This is a genomic window from Enterococcus sp. AZ084, from assembly GCF_051714905.1.
Lineage (GTDB): Bacteria > Bacillota > Bacilli > Lactobacillales > Enterococcaceae > Enterococcus_B > Enterococcus_B pernyi.
In genome coordinates, this window is sequence record NZ_JBIOSS010000003.1 from 19,634 (window position 1) to 37,395 (window position 17,762).

At 37.7% G+C, this 17,762-nt stretch carries 15 protein-coding genes and 1 pseudogene; all 16 read right to left on the reverse strand.

Annotation, left to right across the window (positions count from 1 at the left end):
- A complete protein-coding gene (locus IGI79_RS14465; RefSeq protein ID WP_438846098.1) occupies positions 1-792 on the reverse strand; it encodes a hypothetical protein in 792 nt (263 codons plus the stop codon).
- 696 nt (positions 793-1,488) lie between these two features.
- Positions 1,489-2,316 (reverse strand): hypothetical protein, encoded by an 828-nt coding sequence (locus tag IGI79_RS14470; protein WP_271523567.1) that lies wholly within the window; start codon positions 2,314-2,316, stop codon positions 1,489-1,491.
- The gene (locus IGI79_RS14475) at positions 2,303-2,509 is read right to left on the reverse strand and encodes a hypothetical protein (protein ID WP_438846099.1); all 207 of its coding nucleotides are present in this window, start codon (positions 2,507-2,509) and stop codon (positions 2,303-2,305) included. Before IGI79_RS14475 ends, IGI79_RS14470 begins: the two co-directional genes overlap by 14 nt.
- A 28-nt stretch (positions 2,510-2,537) precedes the next feature.
- The gene (locus tag IGI79_RS14480; RefSeq protein ID WP_438846100.1) at positions 2,538-3,194 is read right to left on the reverse strand and encodes a hypothetical protein; all 657 of its coding nucleotides are present in this window, start codon (positions 3,192-3,194) and stop codon (positions 2,538-2,540) included.
- Between the two features lie 12 nt (positions 3,195-3,206).
- The gene (locus IGI79_RS14485; protein ID WP_438846101.1) at positions 3,207-4,328 is read right to left on the reverse strand and encodes a lysozyme family protein; all 1,122 of its coding nucleotides are present in this window, start codon (positions 4,326-4,328) and stop codon (positions 3,207-3,209) included.
- Positions 4,329-4,378: 50 nt separating this feature from the next.
- Positions 4,379-4,594 carry a hypothetical protein gene (locus tag IGI79_RS14490; RefSeq protein WP_438846102.1) on the reverse strand — a complete coding sequence of 72 codons (216 nt, stop codon included), beginning with the start codon at positions 4,592-4,594 and terminating at the stop codon, positions 4,379-4,381.
- A 3-nt stretch (positions 4,595-4,597) separates the two neighbouring features.
- Positions 4,598-6,529: a VirB4 family type IV secretion system protein gene (locus tag IGI79_RS14495; protein ID WP_438846103.1), complete on the reverse strand. Its 1,932-nt coding sequence runs from the start codon at positions 6,527-6,529 to the stop codon at positions 4,598-4,600.
- A gap of 9 nt (positions 6,530-6,538) precedes the next feature.
- Positions 6,539-7,105, reverse strand: coding sequence for a hypothetical protein (locus IGI79_RS14500; protein ID WP_207699730.1), 567 nt, complete (start codon positions 7,103-7,105; stop codon positions 6,539-6,541).
- Positions 7,106-7,109: 4 nt separating this feature from the next.
- Positions 7,110-7,421 (reverse strand): DUF5592 family protein, encoded by a 312-nt coding sequence (locus IGI79_RS14505; RefSeq protein WP_207699729.1) that lies wholly within the window; start codon positions 7,419-7,421, stop codon positions 7,110-7,112.
- Positions 7,411-9,702: a pLS20_p028 family conjugation system transmembrane protein gene (locus IGI79_RS14510; RefSeq protein WP_438846104.1), complete on the reverse strand. Its 2,292-nt coding sequence runs from the start codon at positions 9,700-9,702 to the stop codon at positions 7,411-7,413. The genes IGI79_RS14505 and IGI79_RS14510 overlap by 11 nt, the downstream gene beginning before the upstream one ends.
- Positions 9,703-9,784: 82 nt before the next feature.
- The gene (locus IGI79_RS14515; protein ID WP_438846105.1) at positions 9,785-11,965 is read right to left on the reverse strand and encodes a hypothetical protein; all 2,181 of its coding nucleotides are present in this window, start codon (positions 11,963-11,965) and stop codon (positions 9,785-9,787) included.
- A gap of 136 nt (positions 11,966-12,101) precedes the next feature.
- Positions 12,102-12,374 carry a hypothetical protein gene (locus IGI79_RS14520; protein ID WP_271523548.1) on the reverse strand — a complete coding sequence of 91 codons (273 nt, stop codon included), beginning with the start codon at positions 12,372-12,374 and terminating at the stop codon, positions 12,102-12,104.
- Positions 12,371-12,640, reverse strand: coding sequence for a DUF5415 family protein (locus tag IGI79_RS14525; protein WP_438846106.1), 270 nt, complete (start codon positions 12,638-12,640; stop codon positions 12,371-12,373). Before IGI79_RS14525 ends, IGI79_RS14520 begins: the two co-directional genes overlap by 4 nt.
- 16 nt (positions 12,641-12,656) lie before the next feature.
- Positions 12,657-13,331, reverse strand: a complete 675-nt coding sequence (locus IGI79_RS14530) for a class A sortase (RefSeq protein ID WP_438846107.1) — start codon at positions 13,329-13,331, stop codon at positions 12,657-12,659.
- A 79-nt stretch (positions 13,332-13,410) separates the two neighbouring features.
- Positions 13,411-15,324: a prealbumin-like fold domain-containing protein gene (locus IGI79_RS14535; RefSeq protein WP_438846118.1), complete on the reverse strand. Its 1,914-nt coding sequence runs from the start codon at positions 15,322-15,324 to the stop codon at positions 13,411-13,413.
- Positions 15,301-17,595 (reverse strand): annotated as a pseudogene (locus IGI79_RS14540) (SpaA isopeptide-forming pilin-related protein); the annotation flags it as partial. The pseudogene IGI79_RS14540 and the gene IGI79_RS14535, both read right to left, overlap by 24 nt.
- Positions 17,596-17,762 lie beyond the last annotated feature (167 nt).

A 17,762-nucleotide genomic window follows, 5' to 3' on the forward strand; every position in this document is an offset into this window, starting at 1 on the left:
TTAATAATTGGTATGGAACAAGTCCATTTCCCTGTGTTCAGAATAAGAATAGAACTCCTCAATGAGTGCATCGATAGGTGTAGTAGAAAGAGTCGCAAGACGCTTTGATGGTCTTTCTAAAACCTTCTCAACCTCTTCAAAAGTGAGCAATTTAAATTGAGCATCATCAATTCCAACATATTCTTTGGCTTCTACTAATCTGTTGTAAATTAAAGATTTCATTTTAGGATAAATCCAAATTTGACCATACGCACGATTTTTATTTGCACTAACATTTGTTTGTACTCGAAAGGCCTCTTTCTTTTCTTTTTCGTATTCAACTATCCACCAATCATTTCCTACTTTAAAAGTTAAGTCACCTTTTCGAGTCATTTTTTTGTAACCACCATAATTATTTTTTTTATACTCATAGGTTCTAAAATCACGATCGGTAATGATAGAATGGTAGTCTAATTTTGCTTCTGAAAAATACTCTCGTAAAAAGCAAGTACATGTTAAAACACCCAACTCATGTCGAACTGTTGCGTCACTTACTTTCCCAAGCCCAGAAATTTCAAGAACTTCCTTACCTTTGGTACCTAACGAGTAAATTTGTGCTTCCCTTCCTTGACGCAAGTCTCTTTTCAAATAACCATTTAATTCTAACTTGCGAATTCTTTTGCGCACATATTCAATAGACGGAAAACCGAGTAACGAACAAAAATGTTTTGGTTGCGCAATCCTCCATCGGTTGACGACTTCAAGAATCATCCAATCTCTTTCAGTTAATTCAAGTCGATTATTCAACTGCATATATTTACCTCACCTTTCCAATAAAAAAAGAAAATAGTAAAACTATTTTCTCCCTTCTCAAATCTAATTATCAGTCATATGATCTCATTCAGGTTTATGAATCGAACGAGATAACTTGCCAATCTAAACATCAGTCGGACGATCTCTTTTGGTTTTATGTTTTTAAGACAGCCCCTTCAAGATTTGGTGAAGGGGCGTTGGCGCTAGGGGTAGTTGTAAGTTCCCTCTTTCAACGATTGAAAGAGGGCGGAGGGAGTTAGTTCGAGACCCCCAAGACTGGGGGTAGGGGGTTGATCTTTTGACCTTGACCTTATCCCTTTATTTTTCTCTCTTCCACACCCATTTTTTATTTTTTTCATCCTATTTATTTTATTTTTTTACTCTTTATATGTTCTCTCATCTTAGCTGCCCGCCCCCGCAAATATGCTTTGTTATACCATATTGCCGGTAATCAAATTTGCAAAATTTTATTATTGTTGGGTGTGGGGGGTTCTCGATCGAAGAGCGAGAACCCCCCACACCCAACAAAGGCGGTATAACAACGTTTTGCATAATTTGCGGGGGCGGGCAGCGGGTCCACGGCAAAGACCCAAGACCGGACCCCTAAAACACCATAAATGCGATACCGGACCCAAGACCAGACCCTATATAGGACCTCTTACAATAAAGGGATATTTGGTCAAGGAAATGGAACACTTACTTTTGAATTTCTTCAATCCTTTTTTCTAACAACTTAATACGTTCTGTTGCCTCACTTCTCAGTTGTTTTTCTGTTTCTAATTGCTCATTCAGATTTGAAATGGTACTTTTTATCGCCGAAATTTTCCCTTCCGTTTCCTGTAAAACACTGCCGACTTGGAATTTTTTTTCTTCCGTTAGTTGTTCATATTGATCTAAACGATGGGCAATATCTTGATTAATTATTTGACTATTTTTTTCACTTTCATCGATTATTACCGTCTGAATACGTATATCATTTTGAATTGAATCGATTTGTAATTTGCTTTCTTCCGCATTTAAAATTGACTCATTTTCCATCTTAGATTCCTCTTTTGAGACATAAAATCTCAAGGATTGATTCATTTCTTGGGTTGCATAATAAGAAATATCCAATCTTACAGTTGCTGCGTCTGGTTCAATTCCTTCTGCCATTAATACAAAATAGCGACTCGTAACAGGAATAACTTTTACCTTTATTTGTTCCTCTGGATTCTTATCTGTCACCAAATCAGCTTCAATTTTTCGTTGCAAATCATCGACTGATTGGGACGTTGGTTCAAAAAATAAGTCCATTCGGAAACTATTTTCTTCTTCATTGAACACCTTTTTAACAACTGACAAGGTGCCTTGTTGAACCAAATGCTCTTCAAATAATTCAACTTCTTGGTAGTCTAAATCAGATTTTTGTGCCATGCCATGAACAAAAACTACGACTATGGAAAGGAGAAAAACAAACAGCGTTTTGAAATATACTTGGCTTTTTGTACCAAAATATTTTTGTTTAAATCGTTTAATTTCCTCCATTACTATCTCCCTTATTCAGTATAGTTAATTCCGATTCATGAAATATTTCACTGTCATTTGTTTGAAAAAAAGTGACCGTTATCGGATAATTTTTTTCCTTTTTTATGCTTGTAACGCATCCAATTTGTCCAAATAAATCTCCGTTCGTTGTTTCATATTCATCTGAAACAATGACGATATCATTTAATTCCATTGCACTTTTCCCTCTCTATTCTGTGTTCTTACTCTTGACTAGAAAGAATAATTTGGAACCCTACTTGATCAATTACCCACCCATCTGATTGAACCATTGAAACTGTAACAAGCATTTTTTGTGGGACATTATCGACTTTCATTGAAAGTATATTGATTATTGTTCCTTGGATATGATCAACCGTTTGAACAATCGATTCAGTTTCTAAATCTTCAATGTATGGTTGGAATACTTGGCCACTTTCAGGAATTTCTTCTTCCTCAAAAACAGATTCTGTGACTAGCTCTTTCAGCTTGGCATTTCGTTCTTTGGGTTTTAAATTTCCATAATAAGCAGCAATGAATGCCTCGTTCACTTTCTTCATTTCTCGTTCATATTGTGATTTTTGTTGCCACTCGATATAAGCATTATCGACATCTGCTTCTGGGATCACTTCTAAACTTTCAGTTGTTGATTCTTCTGTTTTTTCTTCCCCTAGTATTTCATCTAGTAAGGATTCTTGGGTGCTATCTTCTGTAGTTTGGGTTTGCGCTATGGAAGAAATTGTTTCTCCTGTGTTACTCTCAACAGTACTCGTATCTTCTTCATTATTCGTGTTGAAAAACCCTGTCATAGCCAATATTGCTAGAATAACTACTCCTACACCTATTCCGATTCCTACCACCTTTTTCTCGTTTTCTTTCATTTTATTTTCCTTTCATTGACTGATTCCCAGAACCTCTGCTGGGTCTAATAAGCTTGCGATCGATAAATCTCTTGACGTTGAAATTTCTAAATGGAGGTGAGCGCCGAAGCTGTTTCCTGTGTTTCCTACATGACCGATAATGTCACCTTGTTTCACTTGATCACCAACTTTTACGTTGTTTGAAACATTGTGTGCATACAAACTACAGTTGCCGTTAGCATGTTCAATCCGGACGTAATTCCCCCAGGAGTAATGATATTCAGACGCAATGACGACACCGTCAGCTATTGCCTTTATCGGTGTTCCTTGCGGATGACCAAAGTCAATTCCTCGATGGAATTCTTGCACTCCACCTAAGACACGCGTGCCGAACCATGAAGTTATCTGCGGTGGACTCAATGGCAAAATAAATCCTTCGTTGCTACCAACTTCTCCCTGGCTTAGATACTGTCTGACTAAATCAACGTAATGGAAATTTCCGCCGTTCCAATATAAGTAAGGGCGTCCATTCGTTTCTGAAACAGCATTTACATAGCGGTACGTATTACCTAAAACATTGCCTAAAGAAGGAGCTACCACGTCTCTTGAGTACGCTTCTGCTAAATCGATCGTATGTTTTTTCCCTCGTTGCGACACATAGCCGATATAGCTTGTACCGAAGTTATAGGCTTGAACAACTGCCCATTTATCTGTGTCTACGGCTTCTGCTAGCTGTAAGGCACTTGCATAGTGTTTCACTCCTTGAGCGATAGAATCCGGTTCATTATCGATTGTGTTCATCGGCAATCCTGCACTCTCTGAAGATTGCATGATGTCTGGCAAACGTCCGCCCGTTTCTACAGTCGTGATGGCCATGAGTATTGGTACGTGATCCACAATGTCGTATTTTTGTGCTTCTTTTACAAAGTAGGACTCCCACTTCAATACATCCGCCGGAATATTTTGAATGCTCCCTACCCCTTCGTCTTTCGTCGAATTGGTCATGGAGATAATCATAGTGACCGACACAAAGATAAACACTAAAAAAAGACCACCGGTCGTAAAAAACAAACTTCCGAAAGTCTTTAGTGCGAGCATTACTTTTTCTCTTTTCGTTGCTTCACCAGTTATAACTCGTAAAATTTTCCTAAACACAATGCCCTCCTGTCCTTCACTGTAATCCATTAATTAGTTGATAGGATCTACTATTGGATTGGAATTGCTTCACACAAATAGATGCCCTCTACTGTTTGAAAGTGCATCATACCAAAATCAAAAATTATTTTTTCCTGAGTTTTAAATATTTTATCAACCTTTTTTGAGTGTTTTTTTGGAACTGTTAGACCAAATTGATTGATTTCATCAATAGAATTAAAAGTAAACTCATTTAACTGATTAGTGCTTTTTTCTTTTTCTTTCATAACTTAATGTCCTCCAGCAAATCGTATCAATTGTTTTTCATCAGGATCTGTCGTGATTTTATAGTTATTAGCTCCACCTAAGTTGATAAATACTTCCCCTTGTTCCATCAATGATAAATCATTGTATTGTCCTTCTGTTAAAAGACTGCCCATTGCTTTTTTCATCGTTCCAGCTACAGAAGCATCTAACCCTAAGAAGAACTTACTTGAACACAATTCAAATACCTGTTTGATTTTTGAAATATAATCATCAGAAGAATTTTCAGGAAGTAATTCTTGTGGCGATTGTGTCGCAAAGAAGGCACCAGCTGAGAATTTTCGCATTTCTTTTAAGAACTTTACAACTTGTTTAACGACGAATACAGTGTCTGGACTAAGAATCTCCTGACATTCATCCAAAAAGAAAGCAAAGAAAACGACATCATCGATCTCGATCTCATTGTTCGCCAGTGCGATTTTTTGTCTTCGCCCGTTGTTCAATGCTTGATTCCAAACAATATTCATAGCCGTAAATAATAGGCATTTGTAGATTTCTGTATCAAAGTGACCGATCGTTTCAATATCGAAAAACAATACCTGCTCATCATTAAGATTCTTAAATGAGGTTGTCCCATTGAATATTGAGCCGTATTGATTGGTCATTGAGTCAATAACGGATAAAAAGTTTTCCATTTCGACCATTTTTACACTTGTCACTCGATCTTTATAGCCATTATTCACATATTGGTTTAGAAAGACATTAAATTCACTCATGATGGGATATTGCTTGGGATCTAAACCAATGATATTAATTTTCTTTTGGTTTTCTTCCGTCATATAATCGTTCGGCAATAGTCCTTTTTCAATGTAAAAAGCGTCAAGAATTTTTCCAAAATCAAGTACATCTACCGAACGCATTAGCGGATTCAAGAAGCGAATTTGATTAAAGAATTTCGCTCGATGTTGCAGATAGCTATTTAGCTGATCGATCTTCATTCCAGTTTCATCTGTAATTGTAGCCAATGGTTCAAGGGGATTTAACATGCCACCTCTTCCTGACAAATCAACAATTCTGCCCTTCTGATGTCCGATTGTCTTTTTCCAGTCACCATTTTTTTCGAATCCACGTATACACGTATTTCTCCCAAATAGCCCTTCTTCAATCAACTTGAGGAGGGTTGACTTTCCCATTCCTGGTTTTCCTAAAAGCATGGAGCTAAAAGATTTACGTACGTTAGTTACGTAAAAAGGATCATAAATGAAGGGGCCACCCGTATCTGTTTGTCCTAAATATTGCCCTCTGGGATCGACAAGAAATTTATGATTGAATGGGTAACTTCCCCCGATTGCTGTTGTCCCGACTGTGAGACCTGCTCTTGCACCTGAAATCTTCTGTTGCTCGGTATAACTCTGGGAAAAGGCAAGCCATTCGGTTAGCGCTTTTCCGATAAACGCTACTACTTTGTAGTCTGAAGCTTTGAGTGATTTTCGAAGAGTAGTAAATTCTTTGTCTAGTTCCTCTTGCGTATCAGCAACCAAATAGATCCTGATATCGATTAATTTCGTTACCTCCCCTCCTTGCTTTATTTCTGAAGCATATCGCTCTAGCGATCGATACTCAGCTGCGGCGTCGTTTCTATCAGTTTGTGTACGTCCTTCTGACGCTTGTTCCCGATATTCATTCAAAGAATTGTTGATATCCTTCAATGCTCGTTCTTTTTCTAAAGGGGCGATATCAACCTTTGTTACTGTATTACGATTCCCCATTAGTGCGGTAAGCCAAAAAGGAACTGGATTTTTCGGCAACTCATAGACGTGTAACGTCGCATAAACACCGTCACCCGCGATAATTTTGTCTTCCGTCGGCTTAAATCCACCCTGTGGCTGAATTCTAGAAATAAACTCTAAGTCATAGCCCTTTTTTTCTAGATCTAACACTTCTTTTTTCGATAGCATAATTTCCTCCTAAATCGCTGTATTCATATTGAACAGTTTTGTAAGAATCTTTTCTGTCTGTTCTGCACTAACATCCTTAATTCTAAGTAGTGATCCACCGGAACGTTTCAGTAACGTTTTGGCTAAAACAATTTCTTTTTTTGTTCTTCCATAGACCATGCAATAAAACTCTAAATTGGATAGTTCCATTTCTACCCAAAGGAGACGCTGAATCTGTTCTCGACAAATCATCAATTGCGCCATGTTTTGTCTACTCCTTGCTTGCATCAGCTTTTTGTTCCAAAAAACCAAGTTAGAATCAATGTTCGTAGGAAACATCATGGATAAAATACTCATGTCATCGTCATAGATCCGAGAAAGATTTTCAAATTGAGACTGTGCTTGCTGTTGCTCTTCTGCGCTTAGTCCGTTGATATCTTGAGTAGAAATCTTCAGGAAAGCAAAAAAGCTATCGTCGTTTTTCACCACGTCATTTTGATCCATTCGCTTGATAGGGATTACTTCTTGAACAGAAGGAAGCTCCCCTTTTTTAAGGGGACGCTTTTTCTGACTTTTTCCTTGTTTTATCTTTGCCATTAAACTAATTTGCTCCTTTCTTATAGCTCTGTGTACCGTAAATCGTTCGATCCATTTTAAGCAGACAATAAAGAGTGTATAGGTTTCTGTGTCCTCCGTTACTGCTTGGCTTTGCACACAAGAAGATCCCTAATGCAAATAGCAAGCACTCAATAACGATAAAATGTCCGATGGGTAGTTGAATATAGTCTTGAAGATAAAACATGCCACCACAAAGTCCTAGAATCAAAGCAAGATCCAAAAAGTAGAAAGCTTTCAAGCGAACTTCTTGCTTAATGTTTTTTTGAATTTTCATATGTTGATATTTATTCGCCATTTCTATCACCTCGGTCATTATTTCTTGGTGGTAAATAGTCTTCTGCATTCATATTCTTTAGAGTGTCATTGGCACTTGCAAATCGCGTGTCACTTTGTTTCTTTTCTTCCCAGATTGGTTTGGATTCAGATTCCTTATAGCTTGTTCTATCTGTTGATTCTAAGGTTTCTAAGGGCTTCGTTGATTCTTTCTCTTTCCTTAGTGAACCTTGATCACTATTTGTCGATTTCGTGGTCTTAGAAACCGTTTCAGAACTATTTCCTGCAACGTTATCTTCTTTCCTAGCTGTAGTTGGCTGTTCAGACTGTACGATTTGTTTTTGAGAAGAATCGCCTTCATTTTGTGTGACTGGAGGCGTATCGACTTCTGTAGGATTCTTCTTTAGTGCTTCTTCTGAACCCTGGTCAACTTTTTTCTTGTCTGGGTTTTCAACTGTTGAATTCATTTTATTTTGAGAATCAGATTCATTACTTCCTTCTGAGCCATCTAACATTGCATTATTCGCTGGATCTTCATTTTTCAAGTTTTCTGGACGTTGTCCTGAACCTTTCGTCTCGATACTTGAAGCGTCATTTACCGTTTTATCCTCATTATTGGAAGAATCTTGAACGATCACTTTTCCATTTTCGTCTGTCTCTTCTCCTTGATCATTAGGATTTTCAGACAAATCATGTCCTTCAGTGTTCAGTTCACTGTCAGAAACAGATTTCTCGTCAGCTGAATCTTGTACTTTATTGTGGTCTTGGTGGGTACTATTATCCGCTTCAGCTATGATTTCTTTTCCGTCTTGATCAAGCTCACCATTATTTTTATAGGTATTTTTCGTATCTTCATCTGTTGAATTTTCTTGTCCATCGATCGATTGATTTAGATTTTCTTCTTCGTACTGATCTTCTGAAATTGGACTAATATTATCTAGCGTTGTTGGTGGATTATCAAAGATTTCATCGACTTTATCATCCAACTTATCGTCGATATGATCCTTAGCTTTGCCAATATTATTCATCATTTTCTTATCGCTATCTAGTTTATTTGAGACACCATTTTTGATTTTGCCTCCTGTAGCGCGCATTGTTTCGGGTGCATGTAACGCTGCTTCGCCTAAACCAACTGCAGATTTTCCAATTCCCATGGCTGCTTTCGCCCCATAGTATCCACCCACAATTGATTTAAACCCGCTTCGAGCGCTAGTATCCACACCTAAATATTTTCCGAATGTTCGTGGTCCAGTCATTGCCATAGACACGCCCACAAGGCATAAAATGGCATAAGCAACTATATTTAGGTTCAATGTGGCAAGATACGTGAAGTAAATCGAAAACAAACTGATTGAAAAACCGGTCAGCATGATCGTTACAAACGTATTGCCCATATCTTCAAAAATCCTTTTCACTTTTTGACCTGTTTCAATATCCATGGCTGCCAAAACTGGGAATAGAATCCGAGCAAAAACCAACTCCAAAATCGCTGCACCGATGGTAAACCCCGAACAAAGATAAACAAATGTCATGGTCCACAAAGAAATCAAAATCGTTGCTGTGTCGGCACTAAACCGGAATTTTCCGTTATCAAACGTTGAAAACCACCCGTTTTTGATTTTGTCCGCATAAAGTGATCCATCATCAGCTACCTTGATTTGGTAGCCTAAAGCTTCTGTATTTTCTTCATTACTGGCTGTTTTCTTTAAATCTCCGATATCATTAGGTAAAATCATTTCTGTTAAATCGGCATTTTTGAACGCATTTTCCGATAAATTCATTGTCCGGTCATTTGTATTGCTACTATCAAGTAGCTCAAAGCCATTTCTTGATAAGTAGGTGAGATCGGCCATGTTACTTTGTACGATATTATAGGATAAGCTTGATCCGGTACCGTGCAAGTCTTTTGAGGCATCAAAGGTTGCTTTCGTTACATTCATAGCGGAATTCATCAGTCCAGGCAGATAGATAATCAAATTAAGGAAAATAATCCCACGAAGAAGACTACCTTTCAGATCCACTCGATCGCTAAACATGTATTTGTAGACGATATAAAGGAGTGTCACCGTCAATACAGAAGCGGCTAAAATCCGCATACTGGTATAAACGGTCCCAATCATCCCCTCGTCAAGAAAGCCCGTAATTTTAAATATCTGATCGATAACTTTTTCCGTATAAAGTGCAATGTGATAGGATATTTTAATTACCCACATGGTGAACATATGCCAAATAGAACTAAAAAATCCTGCGTCTTTGACCCAATCAGAATATCGAAGTAGAAATTCTAAAGCTTGTTTTTCCATTCCTTCTCTCCTTTTTCAAGTGAAAAGACAACAAAAAAAGCAGTCTATAGTTAGATTGCTTTTTTTCAAACGATTGATTTGTCTAATCTTTTAATAGTAAATTCGCTTCTACTGGAAGGTTTTCTTGGTATAAAACCAATGCTAACTTTTCTTTTTGAACAGCTGGTAGTTTTTTGAGTGTATCCAGATCATTTTCTTTATAACGCTCAAAAATCGCTTCACTGTCACCGTTCAGAATAGCCACCTCTAACAACTGTAACTTGTCAGTGATCGGATACACCTCTAGGTATTCGTTCAGATGGCTTTTATCTCCTTGCGCAAGTAAATAATCGACAATGTCTTTTTTCTTCTCTGGGAACGTTTCTGCAGCTTCTAAGTACTGGTTTTCAATCAAATAATCTTCAAACGTTTGTGGCGTTGTTTCGGCTGTACTTTGTGTAGTCTGAATTGATCGATTTTCTATTACTCCCATTAAGCGTTTCTCCATTTCGCTGGTCTGTTTTTGAATCACTTGTGTCGTTTGTTCTTGAGCAGCATAGACATTATGAATCGTATATAGTAAGGTGCCAATGCCACCAATCGTTACAAAAGTAACCGTAGCGACAAAGAATCCTTTCCACCAAGTATTTTTTGGTTGCTGAGTTGAACTAGGTTCTGTTGGTTGAGGACCAGTAGCCGGAGGATTTATCTGAAAAGCTTTTATTGTTTCAAGTAGTTGGGCTTGTTGCGCAACAAGAAGATCATGGTTTTGTTTTTCCATACGTTTGGTGGTATCCACGGTTTCTCGGATCGCCTTTTCTTCCAATGCAACTTTCTTCTCTTGAACCTCAATTTCACGCGCTTTAAGTTTTAACTCTTCGTTTTCCTTTCTATTTATTTCCTCTTCCCGCTGCATTTCTAACCATCGTTGATACTTTTGTTCAAACCTTGGTTGTTCGTCTTCTAAGCGTTTTTTAAGCGCATTTAGATAATTCCCTTCATTCTGCTTAGCATTCGTCAAGGTTTCTGTCACGACCTGACGCATGCTCTCAAATTGAGCGATCTTAAACGTTTCTAAAGCTTGAAGATTTTCCATCTCGATTTTTTGAGTCGCTTTCTTTTTAAACTTCTGAATATTTATCTGTGCTTCTTGTTCGATTTTTTCTTGAATCTCATTTTCAAGTTGCATTTTTTCAGTCGCATAGTTGTTGTTAACACTAGTCATTTCTTGGCTGTGTTTTAATTTCAATTGTGCAAGTTCTTTCTCTTGTTTCACTCTTAGTTGATCGATTGTTTGCTTGTGTCTTCCCGAAATCGTTTGGATTCTTTTAGTCAGCTCTTGTTGCCAGTGACTTTCGATATTCGCTTTAATGACGTCGATCTCTTTTTTTAGTACTGACGGATCATTTTGATTTACCTGCCGTTCATACTGTTCGGTCAACGTTAAGATAGCCGTATTTAATAAATTACTTTTCGTCTCTACCAAGCTAGAAATGAGTGACGAATAAAAATCTTTTGTAAAAGATTTTTCAATAAATTCTTTTTGCTTCTTTTCAATAAATGTTGCCGGTTCCGTCAAATTGAATTCCGATAATACGTGGGATACCCCATTCTTAATACGTCCATCCATCTGATCGATTAGCTGATCTAGTTCTTGAATAATAGGCACTTGTTCAATCGATACGTATTCCTGCAAAGAAGGAAGTTGGGGTTTGGTTTCTTCTTGAGAATCAGTTTCCACTTTTTTATCAACTGGTGCTTTTTTATTAACTTTCGAATCTTCAGTTTCTTCCACTGGTTGTAGCAAGAGGTCCTTTTCTGTTTCCTCGCCCTCTTCATAATCTGGTACGTAGCTTGATTCCTCTACTTCTATTATTTCATTCACCACTTCAGATTGTTCTTCTTCAGTAGTTTCTTCCGTTACATCTTCTTTTTTCTTAAACGGAAGCTTTGAGCTAATTGTTGAGAAAAAGTTACTCTTTGTTACTTCTGTATCCGTTGATTCTATTGTAAGAGGTTCAGAAAATGATAAGTTGATCTCGTTTTCCATAATTTCTAAAGAAATACGTAGATTTTCATCAGCTGTGTTTCGAATTTCCCTGATTAAGTCCTGGCTAATCAAATCCGATAAGGTGTACCCTTCTTCATACGAAATATCAAATTGAATCTCTTGTAAGTTTTCTTGGTTCTGTACCAAAAGGGTCATTTCACCTTCATAGCCCTCTTCTTCAATAACTTGGAAATACAAATCTTGCGCTTGAGGCAGATATAGCCATTTTTTCAACGGGAGTACTTTCTGTTTTTTTACTGTCTTAGGTACCTTAACAAACTTTAGTAAATACATTTTTTCTCCTTTCTTTCCTGTACTTGCTAATAATTTAGAATAAACCAGCTAAGTTAAACACTTAGCTGGTTTACTTTTAGAATCTCGCTGTACTTGTCATCCAGTTAATAACAGTAGTGATTCCTGCGATAACACCCACACTAACAAAGATTTTGAACAGCTTCGTTTTAGCGACATCGGCAAATTTATCAGAGTACATGTACATAAACATGGCTGCTATTGCGATCACGGCCGCTACTGCTGGGGCTAATGTCTGCGCTGCTGAGACGACTGAATTTAGAGAGTTGACCAAATTTGAGATTAAATCGTTCTGAGGTAATACGACAAGGCTTAAAACTGTTGATTTCATGTGTATTCGACTCCTTCTTGTTCTATATTTTTGTTTATTTCTTTAGTGTTGTTTCCTTTTTTTCGACGTTCTTTTAAATCTTTGGTGATCACTTCTAATGCGGCTTCTTCAACAATTGAATGTTCCCACTGGAGATTTTTTCCTTCCATAATCTCTAGTTTTTTCGTTGTTACGATTTCTTTTTTCCACTGATTAAAGTTCATGCCTTTTTCTTCTAATAGTTCCTTTGCGGATTCTACAATCAGACTTGTTTTTTTTGCGGCCATATTTATCACTCCTTATTTACTCAATCGGTTCAGCACGAACCATTAATCGATAATCTGTTTCCACTCGGCTACCGTCACACGTCAACAAAGTTAAATAGTGTGGATCTTCCGGATTATCTAACATGTATTCCCCTTCCGATTGGTGTATGACTTTGCTCTCAATGACTCTATACGTCGCTTGCTTGTCAAAATACGTTAAGTGGATCTCGTCACCTATGGAGACTTGTTTCAATCCGCCTAGCAGTAGTCCGCTATTCGTCATATAGTGTCCTAATAAAGCAAAATTCCCTTTTCCGATTGCTTGATTCGGTTTTACCGTACCAACGCCAACGCTAATATTTGCTTGAGTGATTCCTTCCAGTACTGGTAATTTCAAATCAATTGAAGGAATTTCAATCATTCCAACACCAAATCTAGAAATTTGATTTTGAACATTTACATTCAATGTGCTTGGTTCTAGTGTCTCTACATCCATACCCGAATAATCTGCAGGTCTAGGCTTGATCTCGTCTTTGCTTTCCATCGCTGTCAACGCTTCAACCTGTATTTCTGCAATACTTTTTTCAAACGATCGTTGCTGTAAATATCCAAGCAAGAAGAACATAGACACAAAAAGAAAGACACTAGCAGAACCTGCGGCTATTAGAATTCGTTTCTTCCTTTTTGCTCTCGATCGTCCGATTTTGATCACTTTTTTCTTATTAACATCGCTCACCTCCTAATTGAAAAAGGTAAAACTGATAATCAGCTTTACCTTAAAATCAAGTATTTTATTTGAATAACGTTGAAAATGCTTCTTGAATCCATGTCCCTGTAGTTACACTGCCTGCTTGTGGAATTGCAGGTGCTTCTTCAGTTGGTTTTACGAAACCAACAGTTTGTTCTTTATTTTTTAAATCAAAGTGATCACTCACCAGGTCTGTTAGCTCTTCATCACTATATACCATGTGAGTAGCTACCAACTCGTCTCCGTCATTCATCGTGTTCGCTGGAATCATTACATCAAAGAGAAGTTCCTGTTCTTCTTCTCCTGTTGAAACAAAGGAAGAAATACCTTTATCGACTACTTCCCCAGTCGCTCCATTAATAAATTGCGTCACGACAAAGTATTCATGTCCTTCTTTTCCACCCAAAGTCCAAGCGTAATCCGTCAATTTGTTATCAACGGTTGGATCGACCACTTTTGAACCAGTTTCAGTTTCTGCAAAAAGTGTTTCGATCTCAAGATCCAAGCGGTTGTTTTCAACTTCAAAAATAATAGTTTCACCATTATTGTCAGCTGAAATCTCAAAATCGTACTCTTCGTCATTTTCGTGGTACCACTCAAGTGGTTTTGTTTCGACTAGTACATATTGGCCGGTAGGTAGATCTTCAATGGTAATTTCACCATTTTCATCTGTGACATAGGTTCCAATTACTGTCCGTGTTTCTTCTGTATCTCCTACGCCGTCTGTGAACGTTTCTGGAGTTTCTGTATCAGATTCTTCAGTACCATCTTCTTCTGGGGATTGTTCCTCTTCACCTTCAGTTGTTTCGTCTTCTGGTTCTGAGTCGATTGGTTTGAACTCCCCAATGCGAATCAAATCGAATTCAACACCTTGCAGTGCTTTTTGATCCATGCCGTCCGTCTTGATCACTTTTACATTGGCACGTGCCAGTTTGTTTAATATTGCATCAGACTCTTTTTCAGCGTCTTCTTGTTCTGCTTCTCCAGTCTCGTTTGAATCGTTGTCTTGCTCTTCAGAGACATCAGTGTCTGCTTCTGGATTTTCTAAATCATTTTCGTTTTCTTGATCAGCTTCTGTATCTGTTTCTTCATTGTTTTCGTCTTCTTCAGCTGGTTCTTCTTCATTTGGCTGTTCCGGATCTTCTTCCGATTCTTCCATTTCCGTTTGCTTAGCTGAAACATGAATATCATGTGTTTGTTCATTCGTTTCTGGCTCATAAGTGAAGAAGTATTTTGCTTCATTCAATACATGATCAGAACCTGCATCTACTTCTTGAAGGTACATTTGAATCGTCTGATTTGGTAATTTTAAGCCTTCAAACGCAATTACACCCTCTTTTACGACGGTATAAGCCAACGTCGTGTCCTCTTCTAAAACAGACTCTCCGACTGTTAGTCCTTTTGCCAATCGCAAGGCAAATACTTGACCATTGTTCGCTGCTTCGACATCGATCACTGCTTGACCATCTGCCCAATCAACAACTACTTCTTGATCCTTTTGACCGTAAACATTGATTTCCTGTAAGAAATTATCTACATCGACTTCACTAGTCGAAACTTCAACTTCTTGCCCTGCGTACTCAATCGAAAATGGTACCGGTTCTTTTAACAGCGCTACGCCTGCAGGTGCGCCGATTTCAACTAGATAGTAGTTTCCAATATAGAGAAATGCTGGTGAAGTAGCAGAACCGTCCTCCGTGGTTTCAAGGATATAATCTTCGCCATCAAATTGAATTGTTTCTCCTTGCTTAAAGCGAACCGTTCCGTCTGGTGTCACAACGTCCTCAGCCGCTTCAATCTTGAATCGGAATCCTTGTCCTTTTAATTGATCAAAATCAAACTGAGTATACTCTCCATATTCAGAATTATTTACACTTGTTTGAATAGCAGTTTCTACGCTTTTATTGACAGTTACTAACCCTTTTTGGGGATCATTTTTAACATGTAGTGTAATCACCCCATTCGCATTATCACCAGTTACTGAAAATACGACTGGTTCTGTTGGTAAAATATACCCTTCTGGTGCGCGGATTTCTCTTAATTCATAGCGATCTTCTCCAAATGCCAACATTTCAGAAGTAACGATTTCTCCTTCATCATTGGTAACAAACGTATCAGTCAATTCCAATGAATTATTCTCACGCATGCTTACATAGGCACCTTCACCATCGTTCCCCCAACGATCCCAAATCTTAAAGCTAGTTCCTGCTAAAGGAATTCGTTTACCTGTTTCAGCATCTTCTTTTAAGATACGTAAACGGGCTTCAATGATTCGATCTTCTAACAAATAAAAATGCACATAGCCTTCTTCAGTGATTGTTACCTCAAAGGGTTCAATCAGTAAATAGCCAGGTGCACCTTTTGTTTCTTCTACGGTATACGTATCATACGGTAAATCTCCAATATGAAAATATCCTTTTTTATCAGTCGTTGCAGTATATTTTAATCCTGTTGTTTTCGAAGTTGCTGTTATCTCAACTCCTTCAAGTGGTGGTTTAATATCTTGATTTGTTGTATTAGATGATTTCTCCTCTTCTTTTTGACCCAAGCGGAAAAATGAACGAATATTCCCCATTATTGACGGTGTTAAGTCTTTTGATCCAAATTTATAGCCTTCGATTCCGCCCTTAATCACTCGATCGTTGACTGTCTTACTATGAATAGCGACTGTCTCATTCTGTCCTGCATAGGTCAACTGAACTTCGTGTGTTTCTGGATCAAGGTTGTACCCTTCAGGTGCTTCTACTTCTTTTAGATAGTACGTTCCAAGTTTCAGTCCTTTAATCTCTGCCTGTGAAAGACCGTCAACATCTTCCAAAGTTAATATCGCAATCGATTTGCCTTCTGAATCTGTTAATTCGTATTTAGCCCCGAAAAGTGTCGCGGCGCCTTGTGGTTTGTTTCCAGTTTCTTCATCTTCTTTAATAACTGTAAGATTTGCGAGTTGTTCTTTATTATTAAATCGAAGAGTGGTTGTTTCATTCGCTCGTATAGTTAAGGTTTGAGGTTGTGCATTCAAGATATAGCCATGTGGCGCTCGAATCTCTTCGATGGTTACTTTTGTATCAACTAAAAGATTCTCCCACCGTGCCTTTCCATCTGCTCCTGTTGTTAATTCTTTCGTTTGCCCAGTTGAAGTTGTAAAACGATACGTTGCATTAGCTAAAGGTTTTCCAGTATCTTCATCCACTTTTAATACTTCAGCGTGACCTTCTTTTAAAACTTCAATATTTAAATTCACAGTTATTGGATCATCAACATGCAATACACTTACCCTTTGTCCGTTACCTACTCGATAGGCTAATGCAGCACTAGCAAACTCATTAGGTATTCTTGCAATAGATACGATACCATTTTTATTTGAATTGGCGTTTGCCGTGATATGCAGTCTATTACCTTCTTGTCGAAGTGTTACATTTGCTGTATTCGTAAGATTATTCATAGCATAATTTGCAAATACGCCATTTGTATCATTGATTGTAACCGTTTCTCCAACTTTGACAGTTACTTTTTGATTATGGAAACTTGGTCGAGTATTATATTTTGATATTTCTGTTTCCACGGATTGTTTACGTGTCCCGTAATTAGAAACTGTGGTGGACAATGTTTCGCCTCCAAATGCTTCCCAAAGCATTTGTTGAACAGCAACATATTGTGTATCTGATTTATCTGAATTTCCATACCAACCAAAATAAGCAATCAAGGATAATCGTTCTCTTAATTGTGGATTTGAAATGATTTGTGTTACGTTTTCTTGCGATGCTCCACTACCTAAGACAATGGGAACACCTTCCTCAATACAAAAAGCAATCTGTCCTGTTTCTCTTATTCGAAACATATAGAACTTATCATGCAAAAAGTTGGTCCCGTTTGGAATATTTCGCCATACACGATGTTCAATCGTACGAACATTTTCTATAGTAAACCCTGTAGATCGAGTAAAATTTCTTTTTAAACGGGCATATTCTTCTGATTTTTTCAACATTTCATTTTGTTCGGTAGTGCTCTTAGCATGTTCACGAATATAATCTAACGTATATTTCGCATCGAACTCACCAGTAATTTCTTCTTCAACTTGGTCAATTGGTTGGACATCAGTACCTGAAGGTAAAATAAAAAGCGAATTACCTATTGTTTCAACAACGGGCAATTCACTCTCTTCAGGACTATCATTTGCTCGCGCATTTTCCGACTGGACAGTTCCTTGTTTTATTGTATTTGATAGTATTGAGTTGTTCTTAAGAACTTTTTTCAATTCAATTTTATCTTGTTCAAGTTCTTCATCTTTCGCATCCACTTGGCTTATTTTAAACTCTTCTATATGATCAGCAATAGCCATGCTTGGTGCAATAATCAACTGCCCTATAATTATAAACAAAGCAACTATATTAAGGC